Annotated in this window: 11 protein-coding genes and 1 tRNA gene; 2 read left to right on the top strand and 10 right to left on the bottom strand. The window is 47.9% G+C overall.

Going from position 1 to position 17,003, the window contains the following annotated elements; translation table 11 throughout:
- Positions 1 to 173: 173 nt before the first annotated feature.
- The 10 genes from AACV78_RS25450 to AACV78_RS25405 all read right to left on the bottom strand — a co-directional run bounded on the left by AACV78_RS25450 (position 174) and on the right by AACV78_RS25405 (position 13,129).
- Entirely contained in the window at positions 174 to 4,208 is a 4,035-nt protein-coding gene (locus AACV78_RS25450) for a hypothetical protein (protein ID WP_194010383.1), read from the bottom strand.
- A gap of 471 nt (positions 4,209 to 4,679) precedes the next feature.
- Positions 4,680 to 5,243 carry a peroxiredoxin family protein gene (locus AACV78_RS25445; RefSeq protein ID WP_194010382.1) on the bottom strand — a complete coding sequence of 188 codons (564 nt, stop codon included), beginning with the start codon at positions 5,241 to 5,243 and terminating at the stop codon, positions 4,680 to 4,682.
- 138 nt (positions 5,244 to 5,381) lie between these two features.
- A complete protein-coding gene (locus tag AACV78_RS25440) occupies positions 5,382 to 5,981 on the bottom strand; it encodes a peroxiredoxin (protein WP_194010381.1) in 600 nt (199 codons plus the stop codon).
- Positions 5,982 to 6,107: 126 nt separating this feature from the next.
- Positions 6,108 to 6,180: transfer RNA gene (locus tag AACV78_RS25435), tRNA-Met, on the bottom strand.
- Positions 6,181 to 6,318: 138 nt separating this feature from the next.
- Positions 6,319 to 8,736 carry a peptidoglycan DD-metalloendopeptidase family protein gene (locus AACV78_RS25430; protein WP_194010380.1) on the bottom strand — a complete coding sequence of 806 codons (2,418 nt, stop codon included), beginning with the start codon at positions 8,734 to 8,736 and terminating at the stop codon, positions 6,319 to 6,321.
- A 592-nt stretch (positions 8,737 to 9,328) separates the two neighbouring features.
- A complete protein-coding gene (locus tag AACV78_RS25425) occupies positions 9,329 to 9,790 on the bottom strand; it encodes a tRNA (cytidine(34)-2'-O)-methyltransferase (RefSeq protein ID WP_194010379.1) in 462 nt (153 codons plus the stop codon).
- 246 nt (positions 9,791 to 10,036) lie between these two features.
- A complete protein-coding gene (gshA, locus tag AACV78_RS25420) occupies positions 10,037 to 11,188 on the bottom strand; it encodes a glutamate--cysteine ligase (RefSeq protein WP_194010378.1) in 1,152 nt (383 codons plus the stop codon).
- Positions 11,189 to 11,197: 9 nt separating this feature from the next.
- Entirely contained in the window at positions 11,198 to 11,470 is a 273-nt protein-coding gene (locus tag AACV78_RS25415; RefSeq protein ID WP_194010377.1) for a hypothetical protein, read from the bottom strand.
- A 59-nt stretch (positions 11,471 to 11,529) separates the two neighbouring features.
- On the bottom strand, positions 11,530 to 12,078 hold the full coding sequence (locus AACV78_RS25410) for a DoxX family protein (RefSeq protein WP_194010376.1): 549 nt from the start codon (positions 12,076 to 12,078) through the stop codon (positions 11,530 to 11,532).
- A gap of 148 nt (positions 12,079 to 12,226) precedes the next feature.
- Positions 12,227 to 13,129 (bottom strand): SMP-30/gluconolactonase/LRE family protein, encoded by a 903-nt coding sequence (locus AACV78_RS25405; protein WP_194010375.1) that lies wholly within the window; start codon positions 13,127 to 13,129, stop codon positions 12,227 to 12,229.
- 509 nt (positions 13,130 to 13,638) lie between these two features.
- On the opposite strand from AACV78_RS25405, the gene AACV78_RS25400 reads away from it, so the two are divergent.
- Together AACV78_RS25400 and AACV78_RS25395 are read left to right on the top strand one after the other, a co-directional pair.
- Entirely contained in the window at positions 13,639 to 14,787 is a 1,149-nt protein-coding gene (locus AACV78_RS25400; protein ID WP_194010374.1) for an L-dopachrome tautomerase-related protein, read from the top strand.
- Positions 14,788 to 15,298: 511 nt separating this feature from the next.
- Positions 15,299 to 16,873, top strand: a complete 1,575-nt coding sequence (locus AACV78_RS25395; RefSeq protein WP_194013135.1) for a GMC oxidoreductase — start codon at positions 15,299 to 15,301, stop codon at positions 16,871 to 16,873.
- The last annotated feature ends 130 nt before the right edge of the window (positions 16,874 to 17,003 follow it).

Here is a 17,003-nt window from a genome sequence, read left to right as displayed (position 1 = left end):
TTATAGTTTTGGTAAACCCGCTCTTCCGGGGCAACAGGATTTGATTAGACGAGCAAGTGCATAAATCTTTGATTGATAGAGCAACCGCAGATGCCCTGCCGATCAACGCAGATTAACGCAGATACTTTGAAGAAGAGCGAGGGAATGAAACGAAGAGGTGTATTGCGGAAAATTCAATCCCAAGATTGGAACTGTACAACCCAATGCTGCACAAAAGCAGAAATGCGATCGCGCCGAGTTTCAAAAGTAGCAGCAATCCAGATAAATACAATCCCAAAAGCTAAACCGATCGCCCATTTAATCAGCGGATAATCGAAAATCAGCACTACTAACTGATAAAAAACATTGATTAAGAAAATTCCTGTCCCCACAAACAAAAACGCCCGCACTCTCAGCGCCAAACCAGCCACAATCGCCAGCAAACTAAAAGCCCCCGCTACTAAACCGTGGCTTTGCTGAGTCAAAAGAGGTATCCCGCAAATCATCGCCGTGGCGAGGATTCGCAGAGTGTGGCGCAGGGTTTTTTGGGCTGGTAGTTGCAAAGCGCGATTCCCTACGGGATAGCTACGCTTGACGAACTGAACAACATAAAGGAAAGAAAGCCCCAAAGGAGTAAAGTAGTATTCAGGCTGAGTCAATCCCATTTGTGCAAACCACTGCAACAATAGCCAGTCAATTATGGCCACACTCACGTAGGTAAAACGGACTTCCTGCTTTTCCCAAGCTAGGAAAATATAAAACGCGGCAGCTATCAACCAGCTAATCGGATAAAACTTAGCCGGAGATTCCAAAATAGCTACTGCGGGAATCAGCGAAGCAATTATCTGCCAAGGTTTTTTTGACCAACCCCAGTTATCCCAAGGTAAAATGTAAATGAAATAGGCAAATAAAGAAGCGAAAGCAACTTTCCACGGCCCCAACGGCCCGGAAATGTACTTGACTAAAGGCGTATTTATCCAATAAAGCCGGACGCCAAAGGCTTCTAGCCAGCCTAAGTAAATCCAAATTTCTGCCCACTGGCGATCGAGATTATTTCGCCCTTGCAAGAAAGCGTACTGCACTAATAAAGCACCGGTGACTAATCCTAAATTTATCCCAGATTTAATATCGTTGGTAGAAGCAAAAATTAGGAGTACGCTGCTCAAAACCCAGTGCAGGTGAGCAAATATTTTTAAATCCGCATTAGTTAAATGCAAATAGTTGCTGAGCCAAGGAGACAAAATGCGATAGATATAGGTTAAAGTTGTACCGAGGGTTGCCAGCACAATTAAACCGTCGCCAAAAGAGCCTCCCGGTGTTTGGGAAAGTTGATATAGTAGGGATTCGTAAGCGGATGCGGAGATGCCGATTAATCCTAAATAAACCAGAGGTTTGAATTGTTGCTCGCGCCTACCAATACCGATCGCAATTAAAGACGCACCAAACACAGTTAAACCAGTCCAGTTGGCAAAAGTGTGCGATCGCAAAATCAAACCCAACAACCCGTAAACCAAAGGTATAACGTGAATGCTGGGTAAAATTGTGCGATTGTCGGAATTGCGGCGCCGCCACCAATCGCCCATCAATTGTGCAAACAACCCGATCGCAATATTCGCTACAGCCAAATTAATCGCAGTGCGATCGACAAAACTCAAACCGACTGCTGTCAGCAACTCCAAACTCCAAGCCAAAGCATAAATTGCCAGAGGCGAAAGTTGGTGCAAACTTCGGAAAACAATCGCAGCCATGATTACCAAAGTAGCAGCCAATACTTCAGCAGAGGCGGATAAATTGAAGGTAGTGCGTGCGTAGAGTTCAAAAGAATAAAAAGTAATAGTTGTTAACAGCAAACTAGCGAGTAATACGGCCCAACCATCTAAAGCTCGATCGTAAATTTGAGCTAATCGAGAAGGCTGAGGGAAACGGCTGGAAACACGAACAATCGTGCTGCGAAACAACCAGAGACACAAAAGTGCGATCGCCCCAGCAATTCCCCAAGCCCAACCAGATACAAAACCTAATCGATCGATTACCGCCGCTACAAAACCCAAGTTAAATCCGACACAAATTGCAGCCGCCGATACCTCTAACAAATAGAAAGTATTGACTAACATCAGCGCAGCAGCCAAACCCAAAGCGATTAACTGATATCCGGGGAAACTCAAAATGAGAAATTGCGCTAAAATTACGGCGATCGCGCTGCAGGTACTGGCGACTTGTTTGTGAGGAAAATCAGTATATTTAGCAACAGCAGTCAAAGCCAAAGGTGCCACCATCCAAATCAAACCCCAGGGAGACTGCAAATTACTGTAGAGCAACATAAAGCTGAATCCCGCTAATCCTAAACCTAGATTCCAAGAACTTTGAAACCATGCAGGGTGCCAGCGGAAAAAGGCCGAACTTTCTCGGATATTTGCGGCTTTCATCCAGACAAAAAATCCCCATTCAGCCGCCATAAAAATCAATAAAATTCCTGCCCAAATATGGGGTGTTTGGTTAGGCAAAAATAAGTCAATTGTCGAAGCGATCGCGCCTAAACCCAGAATGTGAGTCAGGTAAACTAAAAATGCCGGATTTCGCTGGCGATCGACTGCCGAATCTGGGATTGAGAATCGCCGGGAATTATCGGGGATGACGTATTTCCAAGCAATCCAAGCTAAAGTTAAAGTAGAAACCAATAAATTGATCGATCGCCAAAAAGGATTGACGAAACTAACAACAGTTAAAATACTGCCCAAACCAAGAGCCAGATTTTCACCAAAACGGGCAAGTTGAAACTTGCGCGATCGGTAGAGCCACTGCGCCACACCTGCGGTTAAAATTAAATAAGGCAAGAGCAAAACACCCCACAAAACCCAAGGAGTTTGCCCAGAGTTGGTAAGCTGAGTTAAAAATGTAGAAAATTGTGTTTTAATCCCTAAAGGAACAACTCGCCAAAACAGCCAAATCGTTTGAATTCCTGCCGCTTCAAGCATTAGCAAATCAAACTTTTGCCAAAATCGCACTAAGCGGCTATAAAAAAACCAAATAGCCAATCCGCTAACTGCGATCGCCTGTAGGGGAATTTCGCGAAAACAAACCAGCCAGCCCAAACCTAATAAAGCCCCTCCGGCTAATTGCCAGTTAAAAAAGCTGCCGGGATTTTGGTTATCGGATATATTGTTTATAATAGTCCGAGATGCGAGAGGGTGCTGCCAATCTAACCATGCTAAAAGCACGCCGCAAATCCCCAAAGCTAAACCCATTTGAGCGATATCTACGCCCTTGACAAATATCGCCCGACCTAGTAAAATTCCTAAAGAATAGGCTACTAAAGCAGCTTTTTTGTAAGTCATAAAATCTGGGCTGGAAGTAAAACCATCGCCGCTGGTTTCAGCGTTTCCCCCGCGTCGGACAGATTGTAAGCGTTGTTGTTGAACTTGATAAACACCAGCCGCCGTAGTTCCGACGGTACCCAAATAAACTGCAGCTAGGGAAAAGCCTACAAATCCCCAACCCCAGTGCAAATAACTCAATCCCAAATGATTTAGGGCGATCGAGCAAGTGACGTTTTTACCCGATAAGCTTTCATACTGAGATTTGATAATCCCGCGCGTTATCCAAGTCAAAATAAGTGCAGCGGCGATTGCTACGGCCCAATTCCAGGGATATTGCCACAATCCAAAAGTGTCCATCGCCCAAAAATTAATCGGCACCAGTAACAGCGTTACTTCTTGCAAAGTTTGAGCAGTCAAGTGCAAATTAGCCTGTTTTTTAGCCCAACTGCTAATCGCCCAAAATGTTAAAGTATAAGCTAACAAAACTCCATATTGTCCGGCAGCCGGAAATCTTTCCCACTGACTAGCAGCTAAGACTCCAGAGGAGACAACTACCATGAACACTCCTAAAAATAACAGCCACACGACGCTAATTTCGGCTATGAACGAGTGCAAAATTTGAGCGACAAAATTAGGGGTGCGAGCTGTTTCTGCGCGCTCTCGAACGTTTTTAGCGGTGCTGGGTAATGCTTTTTGTGTTGAGAGAGGGGGTATTTTTGATTGAGTAATTGGGGCGAGATCCTTTGAGGGTTCGGGCAGGGGACAAACTAAATATTGTCGGCACAATTGCTCAACCTCAGCGGGCTCGATCAAGCCCAGCCGCAGCCACGCATCTAAACCTGTCAACAACTCAGGGTGCGAGGCTAAGACGCTGAATTCAATTTTACTCGATCGACCTTTGGGAGACGACATCGGCTTAAACTGGTGCTAGCTACATTCCAGCTATAGTCTAGATTAATGCCGATCGAACATCGGAGTATTCCGCCCTGAGAATTGGCACAACGAGTTATATCGTGTCCCTATTCGTAGTGTGGGTCTCGGCACTACGAACGCTTTTTGTTATGGTTGTAGGCCGGACATGATATAGCCTTTGAAGCGAAAGATGAGGTACTATGGGGCATCGGGCCTAAAAGCATCGGGCCTAAAAGCATCGGGCCTAAAAGCATCGGGCCTAAAAGCATCGGGCCTAAAAGCATCGGGCCTAAAAGCATCGGGCCTAAAAGCATCGGGCCTAAAAGCATACCTCACTTTTTTGAGAACCGCTATATGATTTATTGCCAAACATAAAAATAACCGCGTACACCTGCGTGTACCTGCGGTTAAAAAAATTCAATAGTTCGCGGAAGCAGGGGTATTTAGAAACCGGGTTTTTCAACCAAAGTATTAGGATAGGGTATTGCCGTCTTCTTGCTTGTCGAAATATTTCAGCAAAGTTTCCACACTAGCATTGTGGTCGATGAAAGAAAACAAATGTTTAAATAGCAGTTTTCCATCTCGATCCAAAACAAACTGAGCGGGCAAAGGAGCGCCCAAAGCTTGACCGGTTTGATAAGTGCGAAACACTCTTACGCCGGGATCGGAAAGCAGGGGCATTTTCAAGCCTAAATCTTTAACCACAATTTGGCTTTGGCGATCGTCGGTGCTGGTGACCATCAATAATTCTATATTGCGATCGGCAAATTTTTCCCAGCTTTCATTCAAAGCCTTAATGTGAGGAAAACAGAAAGGGCAATATTGCTTTTCAGTAAAAATCCGCGTAAAAGCCAGAACTACCGGTCTATCGCCCCGATAATTCGACAGTCGCACCAATTTACCATTATTAATATCCGGCAGTTCAAAATCAGGAGTTATCTGTCCCAGCTTCAGAACATTAGTGGCGGGAACAGGCAATAAATTTTGGAAAAACCGCTGATTTAACAAGCCGCTAAAATCTGTAGAAGTCAGCATATTTCCTAATTTGGGAATGGGGAATGGGGAATCGGGAATTGGGGGGAAGGTTTTGAGTTTTGAATTAAAAACTGTTTAACTCAAAACCAAGCGGGCGGGCACTCACAGGCACCGCCCCTAGAACTCAAAAGTATGAAGTTAGACCGCAGCAAAGAATACTTTGGACTTAACCGGGTCGGGAGTCATAGTCTTGTCACCGGGCTGCCAGCCTGCGGGACAAACTTCATCGGGGTGAGACTGGACGTGTTGAATAGCTTGCAGCGTGCGGAGGGTTTCGTCTACGTTGCGGCCGAAGGCAAGATTGTTGATAGTAGAGTGTTGGATGATGCCTTCTTTGTCGATAATGAACAGACCTCTGAGGGCAATACCGGCTTCGGGGTCTAGGACGTTGTAGTCGGAACTAATTGTTTTTTTGAGGTCAGCAACTAAGGGATAGTTGATGTCCCCGATACCGCCTGATTTGCGGTCTGTTTGTATCCAAGCGAGGTGAGAAAATTCGCTGTCAACGGATACGCCGAGGATTTCGGTATCGATTTTCTTGAAGTCCTCATGGCGATCGCTAAATGCTGTAATCTCAGTCGGGCACACAAAGGTGAAGTCCAAGGGATAGAAGAACAGGACTACATACTTTTTGCCTTTATAGTCTGACAGTTTAACTGTCTTGAATTCCTGATCCACTACGGCTGTTGCTGCGAAATCCGGTGCAGCTTGACCAACCCGGAGGCATTCACTTGTCATAGATTTTGTTTCCTTTTTTACGAACTGTTACAAATATATCATAGTCATAACGACTACAAGTATCTTGTCAAAAAATCAAAAAAACACGCTCTCAATGTTGAGAACGCGGTTTTTTAAATGAAATGATGGCTCAGGCGGGATTTGAACCTGCGACCTTGGGCTTATGAGTCCCCTGCGCTAACCACTGCGCCACTGAGCCAAATTCACTTCACGATTTACTATCGTAGCATGGTATGGCGAGCTATGGCTGCTTGCCATCCAACATTATTTCTAATAACTCCTAGTCAAAGTCATGAGTTTTGATAATGATTCAAAACCCATAACTTCCGACCAGTTATTACCTAGAAGCGCTAGAGCTATCGTCAGGCAGAAAAGCCATTGGATTGACGGCGCCCTGTCCGGCGGGATGGACTTCAAAATGCACGTGCGGCCCGGTACTGAAGCCGGTGCTGCCCATTTCTGAAATCTGTTCGCCTTGAGCGACCTTCTGACCCTTTTGCACCAAAATTCGGCTGTTGTGGGCGTAGATCGTCTCTGAGCCGTCTGCATGGGTAATTTCCACCAGATAGCCGTAGCCGCCATCGTTCCACTGTGCATAGGTAACCACCCCGTTGTCGGCGGCCATAACTGGCGTACCGATCGGCCCTGCAATATCAATTCCCTTGTGCATCCGTCCCCAACGCCAGCCGTAGCCAGAAGTGAGAACGCCCTTAGCCGGCCAAATAAACCCGTTGGCAGACCGTTGTTTGCCGTTAGGCAGATAAGTATCAGCGCCCGAAAGCGGAGGCAGTTCTGGAGAAACCATGCGTCCCAAAGACGGGTTGCTCAGGGGGTCGTAACCCTCGGCACCCAAAGGAGCCGTTGCTACCACAGGCCGATCCAGACTAGAGTTCGGCATCAGGTCGATCGGTTGGAGTTCGGCGGCGCGAGCCGGGTCAAAACGCTCTTGCTGCTGCTTCTGAACCTGCTCTGACCAATCTCTCGAAGGCGGTCTGCTGATTTCATTCTGCACAGCCCCAGCGTACTCGGGAGTGTAGAGGTCAGGATTTACACTTGGGAGTTCCTGAGACGGGTTGGTCGAGGCGAAAGTCGTCTCCTGCTCAGTTGGAGCTAGGGAGACTGCATTTGGGCCGATCGAATTGCGTTCGGCGCGATATTCCTCTCGCAGCCTGCCAACTTCAGCCCTCAAGCGTTCGGCATAAGGGTTGAGAGCCTGACTTGCGGGACGGGCCTCGGAATTCGACTCAGGTAAAGTGCTAGCGGGAGCGGCATTTAAACCCTGGGTGCTAGCATTTGGCAGAAAGCTGACCGGCTGGGGGTATTCTCCCGTAGCGATGGCGGTAGCAGTTGCACTTGCTGGCTGAGGCAGGGCACTGGTGTCAACGGCACCTGTAAAAGTTGGTTCGCCTTGAAGCTCCAGTTTACCGGGGTCGCTAATAGTTTGAGAAACTTGAGTTAGCGAAATGCTGTTGATTTTGGGAACCATCGGCGCTGAAATATTGTTCAGGCCTTCCAAGTTCCCTAGGGGAGAGACAACAGGCGCTGTAGGAGCGGATGCTGCAACTATCGAGTCGGTTCTTTCCGGGGTAGAGGAACTCTGGTTCAAAGATGCGGGAACCGAAGCTGCTGACTGCAGAGATCTAGAGTAGGAGGCAGAATCAGAGGCTGCCGCCTGCACCGCTGGATTATTTGACCCAACTTGGGGAATTTTTAGCTGTTGATTTACATTCAGCAAGTTGGGGTTGCCGAGCTTGTTGGCTGCGATCAGCTCTTTGGGCGATACGCCGTAACCTTTGGCGATCGCATCTAGCGTATCTCCCGGACGCACGCTGTACAGTACCGTTTCTGGCGCGGCGGTACTGCCTGCGGGGGGGACTACCACAGCCGAAGGCAAACCGGGTGTTACCAGAGACTGTTCAATGGACTCGAATGCTCGATCGCCATAACCTGCTTGACCGACACCGCCATTGAGAATTACTGGTGTAGTATTGAGGTCTGGAATTGCTGTCTGAGTAGGAGAGTCTGGGGATGCCAGAGTCGTTACAGCAGATATAGATGAATTTGCTCTTACCGAGGACTCCGACAGGGGCCGACCTGATGCTGTGGTGCGGTTTTCCTGTTTTTTCAGACTGTCTATCGCCCAGTCTGCGTTAGGGTCTTCGATCGAGCTTTGTGCCGATATCGTCTCCTGGTCTGGCGCGGAGTTTGGCTGCCATGACGAAGTTGCACTATCCAACGACTCGGAGCCAGTCAGATTTAACTTTTGTTCGGGATCGACCGCGACAGTATTGCCGGGGTTCTGTTGTTGAGCCGCTGCCATCGCAGTCGGGATTCTGAGTTCTTGGCCAACTTCGAGCACCGTATCGAGTTTGATGCCGTTGGCAGTTGCTAGTGCCTTCGGTGCAACTTCATAGTCCCGAGACAACTCCCAGAGGGTTTGTCCCTGTTGAACCTTAACCCCTGCCTGTTCGGCCCGGGAACCGTCAACTTGTGCCGAGGTAGCGGGTGCATTTGCCGAAACTGGCTGTACTTCTGCGGTAGATTTTGCTGCCGTTGTGAGTTCAGACGCGCGAGCGCTGTCTCCATTTCTCGGCAGCAGGATGCCTGAAGCACCTACAGATATTGCCAGCCCGATCGTGGCGAGAGAGCGAACTCTGCCAGTGCTGAGCGTTGTCTGCTTGGACGGTTCTGATGAACCGTCTCCGTCGATTTCACTAGCCTGAACAGGCTTAATTTGGGGATATGTTCGTTTCAAAAAAACGACCTCCTACTGAGAAGCGCTAACTGTCCTTGGAAACACTCAAGGGTATTCCATGACGCTGAATTTAACAACCACCAAAAATATTTTGTTTGATTGTTGACAGCTATCATGCTTAGGCAAGATTACCTTGCTTTTTAAATTTAGACAAGCTCGAACCGTAATTAATTTTCAAATTCTCGGTCAAACCTGCTGAATTTACACCCACAAGCCTTACGCCGCAATAGCTGGAACGAACAAATAAAATTTGCGTTCCGGCACGGCCTAAGATTCTCACCTATTATCCGACTTTATGCTAATTTCCGGACAACCTACAACCGTATATTTACTAGATATCAATAGCAGCAAGGCACAATACGGCGATCCCTGGTATCCTAAGTCGCTGAAATCCTCTGTTTTTCTGGCTTAATCATCTAGGGAGCAATTTTGTATTGCTGATAACAATATGTTTTGGGATGAATAAAATATATTAATCAAAGCTATCTAGAATTTCACCGCTTTGATACAAATTTCTTATATTTAAATCAAGGTTTAGCAGCCCCTAGCAGCGATTAAATATCTATATGTGTATGTAGGTGTCGATCGAGATTTATCCGAGTTCCCCCAACTGTCGTTTAGCCTCAAATAAACCCACAGCGGCGCTGACAGAGAGGTTCAAACTCCTAACTCCAGGCTGGCTCATGGGAATAAAAACTGTGGCATCGCAGGCATCTAAGACGAATTGGGGAATGCCTACAGTTTCCGAGCCAAACATCAGCCAATCGTCTGGCTGAAATTGGAATTCGGCATAATTGCATCGCCCGCCAGTGCTGAATCCGATCGATCGCCCCCCTCGCTGTTGGCGACAAGCCAGAAAAGCCGGCAAATCTTCGTGACATTGGAGGTTAACGTAGGGCCAGTAATCTAAGCCAGCGCGTTTCAGGTAGCGATCGGTAATTTCAAAGCCCAGCGGGCCGACTAAATGCAGTTCCGTGCCTGTAGCAGCACAAGTGCGGGCAATATTGCCAGTATTCGGGGGGATTTGCGGGTGAATCAAGACAAGTTGGGGCATGAAGCTAATTAAAAACGCAAAAGACAGCTATGGGGAGAAGTATAAATATACCTAAAAGTAGATAGCAGTTATAGCTTTTAGTTATAACCTCTGTAAAGTGCGATTGATTAAATATTCTGATTTGTTTTTTGGGGCTGTGCTTGGCAAATTTTTCATTCTCCCAAAATTCGGGCTATGGGAATAGTGGGCCGAGTACGGACAGCCAGGGGCTAGCGAGAAGCCCCCGCGATGGGAATGGCAGATAGTTTAGGCAACTAACTGGGCGCACAAATTGTCTTCGAGCTCCCATTCTTGGTGAGCCATGCCATCAATCCCTTGGAGAATAATACTGCGGGTGTCCAAACCGTCCTCGTGCAGCTTCAACCATTGCTGGGCGGTGTTACCTTCCCGGAGAATCTTTTTGAGAGGCGAGAGAAAGCAGCTAAAGCCGCGTTTCTTGGCAAGAGGCAACACCTCCTGGTAAATTTCCTCAATCCAATCTCGTGCCAAAATCTTTCTGCCATCTTGCCAGTGGATGAGTTCGGCATCCAAACTTTGCCGGGATGCAGAAATTTCGTTGGCATCTGTGAGAGCAACTAAGTCTTGGTTGCGGGTAGCCGCCGGCAAGGTGCTCAGTTGCAAGGGGTCTAAACTGGGGTCTTCCATCATTTGCCAAATGCGAGCTTCTAACAAGGCAGTGATGGCCAACAAAGCCAGAGGATTGACTTCGAGGTCGCAAATTCTGAGTTCGAGGCGGTTGAGACAGTAGGGGCGCCGATCGCCGTTGGGGCGCACAGCAGACCACAAATGGCGGACATTTTGCATGGTGCCGAGTTCTAACTGTTCTTCAGTCCACTGGATGTAATGCTTGTGACTTTCAAACAGGGGGACGACGGCGGGAGTTTTGGGAAACAAACCCCAGCGAGTGGAATGGTAGCCCGTGACTTCGCCGTCGAGAAACGGAGAAGAGGCGCTCAAGGCAAGGTAAAGCGGTGCTTCGACGCGGGCGAGGCGGATGGCGCGCATCAGCAGTTCTGGTTGGGAGATGCCGATGTTGATGTGAATGCTGGCAGTAACGACTTTGGTGCCGTAGGTTTGCTCAATGTAGGTATGGTAGGGGTTGTTGGGATCGGAGCGGTAAAATCGATCGCTCCCGCCGAGAGATAGGGTACTCCCAGGCAGCAAGGTATAGTCGCCCAATTGTTTGAGATACTCGCGCAGCCGGACTCTGGGCTTGACTAGGGCGCACAGCAGGCGATCGTAGCTGCACAGCGGGGCAGTCGTGTACTCCACATTGCGGCTATCAGGCTCCCGGACAAATCCCTCTAAATCGGCGACTATGCGATCGGAAAGACCGACAACCTCACCTTGGGGCGTGCCGGTATACATTTCTACTTCAAAGCCTTTTGATAGCAGCACGTTTGTTCCTCAGATAATAAGTTGAGTGCTAGTTTCTAGTATCCCAAAAATTGAGCTGTTCGTACTATCTGCCACGAGGTAGAGTTGTAATTTTTGGTTGCTGGTAGTGAAACCGGGTGTGCGGGCGCGAACTTGAGTTTGAGCGTTTGCAGATGCAAATGCCGGCACCGCCAACAGTTTCCGGGGCGGTTGTAGAGTCACAAAGGCTGTTTGTTCGATCGCGGGCGTGTTTGATTCGGCCGAGGTGGCGATCGTACTTGCGGTGAAGTGAACCCCTCCCACTTTTTGAAACAGACATCTGCTCTTGTAATACTTGCCGATCGAGCTCGCTTGCAGGTTCTTTATCCTCCAAAAATCAAAGCATCCAGCGAATAGGCACCAGGCCCTAAAAGTGCGATCGCCACCAGCATCAAGCAGTACATAAAAGCTTTCTCCCAGCTTGGCGGTTCGCCCTTGCCATTTGGCCCTTCATACTGCCCTTGGGGAATTAAATAGGGATCGCTAGCAACAAAAGGCAACCCTTTGGATAAATCTAAATAAATCGCGAACAGCATAGAACCGAGAATCGGCAGACTTGCTAATAGCGTCAGAAATCCCAGAATCAGACAAACTCCGCCAGCCAACATGGAAGCTGCTGAGATAAAGCAAAGAAACAGCGGCATTTTCAGAGAATCCGACCACTCTCGAAGATGTGTGATTTTTGGGTAGCCGTGCAGCAAGAATAATCCGCCAACACCCACTCTCAACAATAAAAGCGCCCAGCCTGGAAAGCCGACTAGAAACACAGGATTGAGTGAACTGAGCAGTTTGAAACTTAGTTCTGGTAGATGAGGTGAAACTTGAGCGAACAGCAGCGCGATCGCCACACCCAGAGCAAATTTGTAAATCATTTTGTCATTTCCAATCGATTGAGATATTCTAAATTGGACATCATTAAACATCTCTTAGACTTCTGTTCCAAAAGCTTGTAAAAAACAGGCATCCTGCCTGTTCCACAAGAATTATGGGAGAGGTCTATTGCAGGTGGCGAGAACAGCTTTATTGACACCCGCGAGTGTTGAGATCGATCGCATATAAAGATGTGCCAGCAGCGATCCAGAGGCGATCGCGTTTTTTTCCCCCAAAAGTCAGGTTAGCGCAAGTCTCCGGCACCGGAATTTTCCCCAAGCGAGTACCGTCGGGGGCGTACACCTGCACGCTATCTTTGGAAGTTGTAAAAATATTGCCGTGTTCGTCTGTTCGCAACCCGTCGGGTTCACCGGGTTCGATGACTGCGAACACCCGGCCGTTGTCTGCAGCGCGATCGGCTACAACATCATAGGCGCGGATGTGGTGGTACCCTTGGGGCATATTGAAAGCAGAACTATCCGACACGTAGAGGATGCTTTCGTCGGGGCTGAAAGCCAGGCCGTTGGGGCGCAACATATCCGTCACCACCGCATCGATCGCACCCGTCGCCGGATCGAAGCGGTACACAAAACATCCAGGCTGTTCCTGTTCGCCGCCGTATCCCTGGTCGGGCTGCGTCAGGCCGTAGGGGGGGTCAGTGAACCAGATCGTGCCGTCACTCTTGACTACCAAGTCATTGGGGCTGTTGAGGCGCGATCCTCGGTAGCGATCGACCAACACCTGCCATTCGCCGCTGTGTTCGCGCCGGACGATCGCGCGCAAACCCGACGAACAGGAGACAAGGCGACCTTCGCGATCGCGGTAATTGCCGCTTTGATAGTCGGAGGGATCGCGCAAAACGCTCATTCCCTCACGGGGACTCCAGCGCAGCAAGCGGTTGCCGTGAGCGTCGCTCCACACCACGCTATCATCTTCATGGAAATAAACCGGGCCTTCGCTCCAGACGGCACCGCTGACAACTTTCTGGAGTGAAGCATCAGGGCGCAAAAGCAATTTCATGCGATCGTCATAAATATTGATGACTTCAGACATTGATATTTTATATTATTTTTAACGTTCTTCTTATCCTTAAACAACAATCGGTTAAATACTAATCAGTCTTTGGGTATAAATTTAATCTCATCCATTCGATAGAGATAAACAAAACATCAACAATGTAAATTTGAACCCATGAAAATCTCTAAAAAAGCCACTTTCTCAATTAACTAGAGGAATTGCGAAGGGGTATTGCAAAACCCAGTTTTTCAACCAAAATACTTGCTAAAAACCTAGACTTCGGTAAACAAAACAGGTTTATTCGTGGGCTGGGCAAGTTTTGCAACAATTGACAGCAAACAATTGACAGTTGACAGTTACCTCGGACTCAAGCGTGAAGAGATTGTCAGCGAAGGAAATGAATTTTTCCTTGCAGCCTACAGGGGGAGCCTTGACACCCATTTTTTATTGTAAATAGCAACAGGATGGCAGAGATTTTTTAGATACAATCAACGTCAAATTTTCTGCTTCTTTAAATTCTTCAAACTCTCAATAGGATTAGTGCAATGGCGAACTTAGCCGCAACCAAATCTATGGCCGCTGTGCCTTCACTGCCAGCAGACAAATCTGCTGGCAATTTAGAGTTAATCACGCTATTCGAGGATGCCATGCCGATCGGGGTTGCGGTATCCAAGCAAGGGCGAATTTTCATCAGCTATCCCCGACTGGTTGACGATGTAGAATTCACCGTTGCGGAACTCAAACAGCCGCTAGAAAAAAACGGCAATCCTGTTCCCTACCCCAATGCAGAAATCCACAAGTTAGATTTATCTTCGCCCTCAGAAAAGTTGCTGTGCGTTCAAGGCATGACCATCGACGCGCGCGATCGCCTTTGGCTGTTAGATCATGCAAAAATCAAGCAAAATTCAGTTCCCTCCGGCGGCCCAAAACTGGTGGGAATTGACCTGAATGGCGATCGTATTGTCAAGAAAATTCTGTTTCCCGAATCCGTCGCCTCAGCCAATTCTACCTTGAATGACGTGCGCGTCGATTTGCGCTGGGGAGAGGATGGAATTGCATTTATTACCGACTCCTCGGAAGAAGGGCCTAACGGCATTGTTGTCGTAGATTTGGCCACCGGAAACAGTTGGAGAAAACTCAATGACCATCCTTCAACTAAACCAATTCCCGGCTTTTTGCCCGTAGTCGAAGGTCAACCGATGATGGTGCGGCATCCAAACAAACCGGCCAAGCACATTCACACCGGCAGCGATGGCATTGCCCTCAGCGGTGACGGGCAAAGACTCTTTTATTGTCCCCTAGCAAGCCGACACCTTTACAGCGTCAGCATTGAAGCATTAGTTAATCAAAATTTACCTGATGAAAATGTGGCCGCCACAGTCATCGATCACGGTGAAAAAGGCGCTTCTGGCGGCATGGTTTCCGACGACAAAAATCGCCTTTACGTGACAAACTACGAAAACAATTCGATTTTGCGCCGCCTCCCTGATGGTACGTGGGAAACACTCGCCCACGATGCGCGAATGCTGTGGCCGAATTGCCTGTTTGTTGCCCGAGATGGCTATCTCTACTTTACTGTAGATCAGTGGAATAGGAACCCCAGCTATCATAACGGGCAAGACTTGCGCGAGAAACCTTACAGCCTGTTTCGCATCCAAATTAATGCGGGGCAAGTATTGCTCGATCGCAGCTAAAATCTAGTTGGCACTTTCAAGTTTTATTACTGTAAAATGATTTGTAAAGTGTCAACTGTTGAACGTTTTTGCACCGACTGATGAAGCGTTTACTAATGTGCCATCGGGAACGGTATAATTTTTGCTGGAAAATATGCGGGATTTGATTAAAGTTTTAAGATCCTGTCCGTTCGATTATAACCAAAGGGGAGAGGCGCCCTTCGACTTCGCTCAGGGTAAAGAGGGGGAGATGGGGAGGGAGGGAGAAGATTTTTGATCTATATAGCAATCCTAAATCATTTGTAAATTTCTTACTCCCTCCCCGAGAACGGGGAGGGTTGGGGTGGGGTAAAAAGTTTACGACTCATTTAGGATGGCTATAGTCGAAATATACAATTTAAATGCACAACAGCTTAACGGTGTAATTCACATTATGGATACAGTTGTGATTCCTGAATTTCTGGGTAAGATTGAATCAGTGAGTTAAGGGGAAATTATTCCCAAACCAGCACAATTTAGAAAAGATTAGGCAATGGTAAATTCTGCGAACCACTACGATATCATTATTATTGGCACGGGAGCGGGCGGAGGTACGCTCGCTCACCGTCTCGCACCGACTGGTAAAAAGATTTTGGTACTAGAAAGAGGCGACTTTTTGCCCAGGGAAAAAGCAAATTGGAGCGCGCTGGAAGTTTATCAAAAAGAGCGCTATCACACGGACGAGTGCTGGTACGATCGGGAAGGTAAAAAGTTTCGACCTCAGACTGGTTATTGGGTTGGCGGCAATACAAAAGTTTATGGTGCGGCTCTTTTGCGGCTGCGGGAACGAGATTTCGATCGCGTAATTCACAAACAAGGATTTTCTCCAGAATGGCCGCTCAAATATGCAGATTTTGAGCCGTATTACACGCAAGCTGAAGCACTCTATGACGTTCGTGGAGAGCGGGGAACCGATCCGACTGAACCGCCCTGCAGCCAACCTTATGCTTATCCTCCTGTCAGCCACGAACCTGATATGCAGGTGCTCGCGGACGATATTCGATCGCTCGGTTACAATCCGTTTCATTTACCTTTAGGATTAAAGCTGAATGAAGCCGATCGCACAAACAGCCCTTGCATTCGCTGCGATACCTTTGACGGCTATCCTTGTTTAGTAGGTGCGAAAGCCGATGCGGATGTGAATGCGATTCGGCCAACCCGCGAAAAATATGCTAATTTCACCCTAATAACTAATGCCAAAGTCTTGAGGCTGCATACCAGCAAATCCGGGCGAGAAGTGACGGGGGTAGAAACCGAAATTTTAGGGGAACGACAGCAATTTACAGGCGATATTGTGGTGGTTTCCTGCGGTGCGATTAATTCGGCTGTTTTGTTGTTGCAATCTGCTAGCGAACAGCACCCCAAGGGATTAGCAAATAGTTCGGATCGGGTGGGCAGAAATTTAATGAAACACCTGGCAACTGCTTTAGTTGCTATGCACTTAGATGTGAATGCAGCTAACTTTCAAAAAACTATTGCTGTCAATGATTATTATTGGGGAGAGCCGGATTTTCCTTATCCAATGGGTATGGTACAAAATACGGGCAATGTGTTAGCTGATATGCTGCCGGCTGAGGCTCCGGCGCTGATGGCTCCGCTGGTAAAATTGATTCCTAAATACGAGCGGCATTTGATTGCTGAGCGATCGGTTGGTTGGTGGTTGCAAACAGAAGATTTGCCAGATTCAAACAATCGCGTTCGGGTGGAGGGCGATCGAATTTGCTTGGATTATACGCCGAACAATACCGAAGCGCGCGATCGGCTAATTCACCGCTGGACATCTGTAGTCAAATCCCTCCACCGTTCGGCCCAGCACGTCATTCCTTTTAGCCTTTATCCTCGCGCCGAGATGCCGGTACAATCAGTAGGTCATCAATGCGGCACTTGTCGGTTTGGTACAGACTCCAAAACTTCAGTGCTTGACGTGAATTGCCGCACCCACGATGTTGAGAATCTCTACGTTGTGGATGGCAGTTTTTTCCCTTCCAATTCAGGGGTTAACCCGACGCTGACAATTATGGCAAATGCGCTGCGAGTTGGCGATCGCATCGCTGAACTGTTAAAGTAAACTCAGTAAAAAATGCCATAATTGGTTCGCAGTCATGACTTCAGTTATCGCTGCGAACCAATTATGGCAAATTAACCAGACCTCATAATATAGCAGTCCTTGCAGGAGTCGTAAGTTTTTTACCCCACCC

This window comes from Tychonema sp. LEGE 07196 (assembly GCF_963890365.1).
In the GTDB taxonomy this organism is placed as follows: domain Bacteria; phylum Cyanobacteriota; class Cyanobacteriia; order Cyanobacteriales; family Microcoleaceae; genus Microcoleus.
This window is presented reverse-complemented; position numbering and strand designations above follow the sequence as displayed.

Bases quoted from the DNA above. Each gene is read 5' to 3' on its own strand.
- AACV78_RS25445 (WP_194010382.1), bottom strand. From the start codon at position 5,243: ATGCTGACTTCTACAGATTTTAGCGGCTTGTTAAATCAGCGGTTTTTC.
- AACV78_RS25410 (WP_194010376.1), bottom strand. From the start codon at position 12,078: ATGATTTACAAATTTGCTCTGGGTGTGGCGATCGCGCTGCTGTTCGCT.
- AACV78_RS25395 (WP_194013135.1), top strand. From the start codon at position 15,299: ATGGTAAATTCTGCGAACCACTACGATATCATTATTATTGGCACGGGA.
- AACV78_RS25450 (WP_194010383.1), bottom strand. From the start codon at position 4,208: ATGTCGTCTCCCAAAGGTCGATCGAGTAAAATTGAATTCAGCGTCTTA.
- AACV78_RS25440 (WP_194010381.1), bottom strand. From the start codon at position 5,981: ATGACAAGTGAATGCCTCCGGGTTGGTCAAGCTGCACCGGATTTCGCA.
- AACV78_RS25425 (WP_194010379.1), bottom strand. From the start codon at position 9,790: ATGCCCCAACTTGTCTTGATTCACCCGCAAATCCCCCCGAATACTGGC.
- AACV78_RS25400 (WP_194010374.1), top strand. From the start codon at position 13,639: ATGGCGAACTTAGCCGCAACCAAATCTATGGCCGCTGTGCCTTCACTG.
- AACV78_RS25405 (WP_194010375.1), bottom strand. From the start codon at position 13,129: ATGTCTGAAGTCATCAATATTTATGACGATCGCATGAAATTGCTTTTG.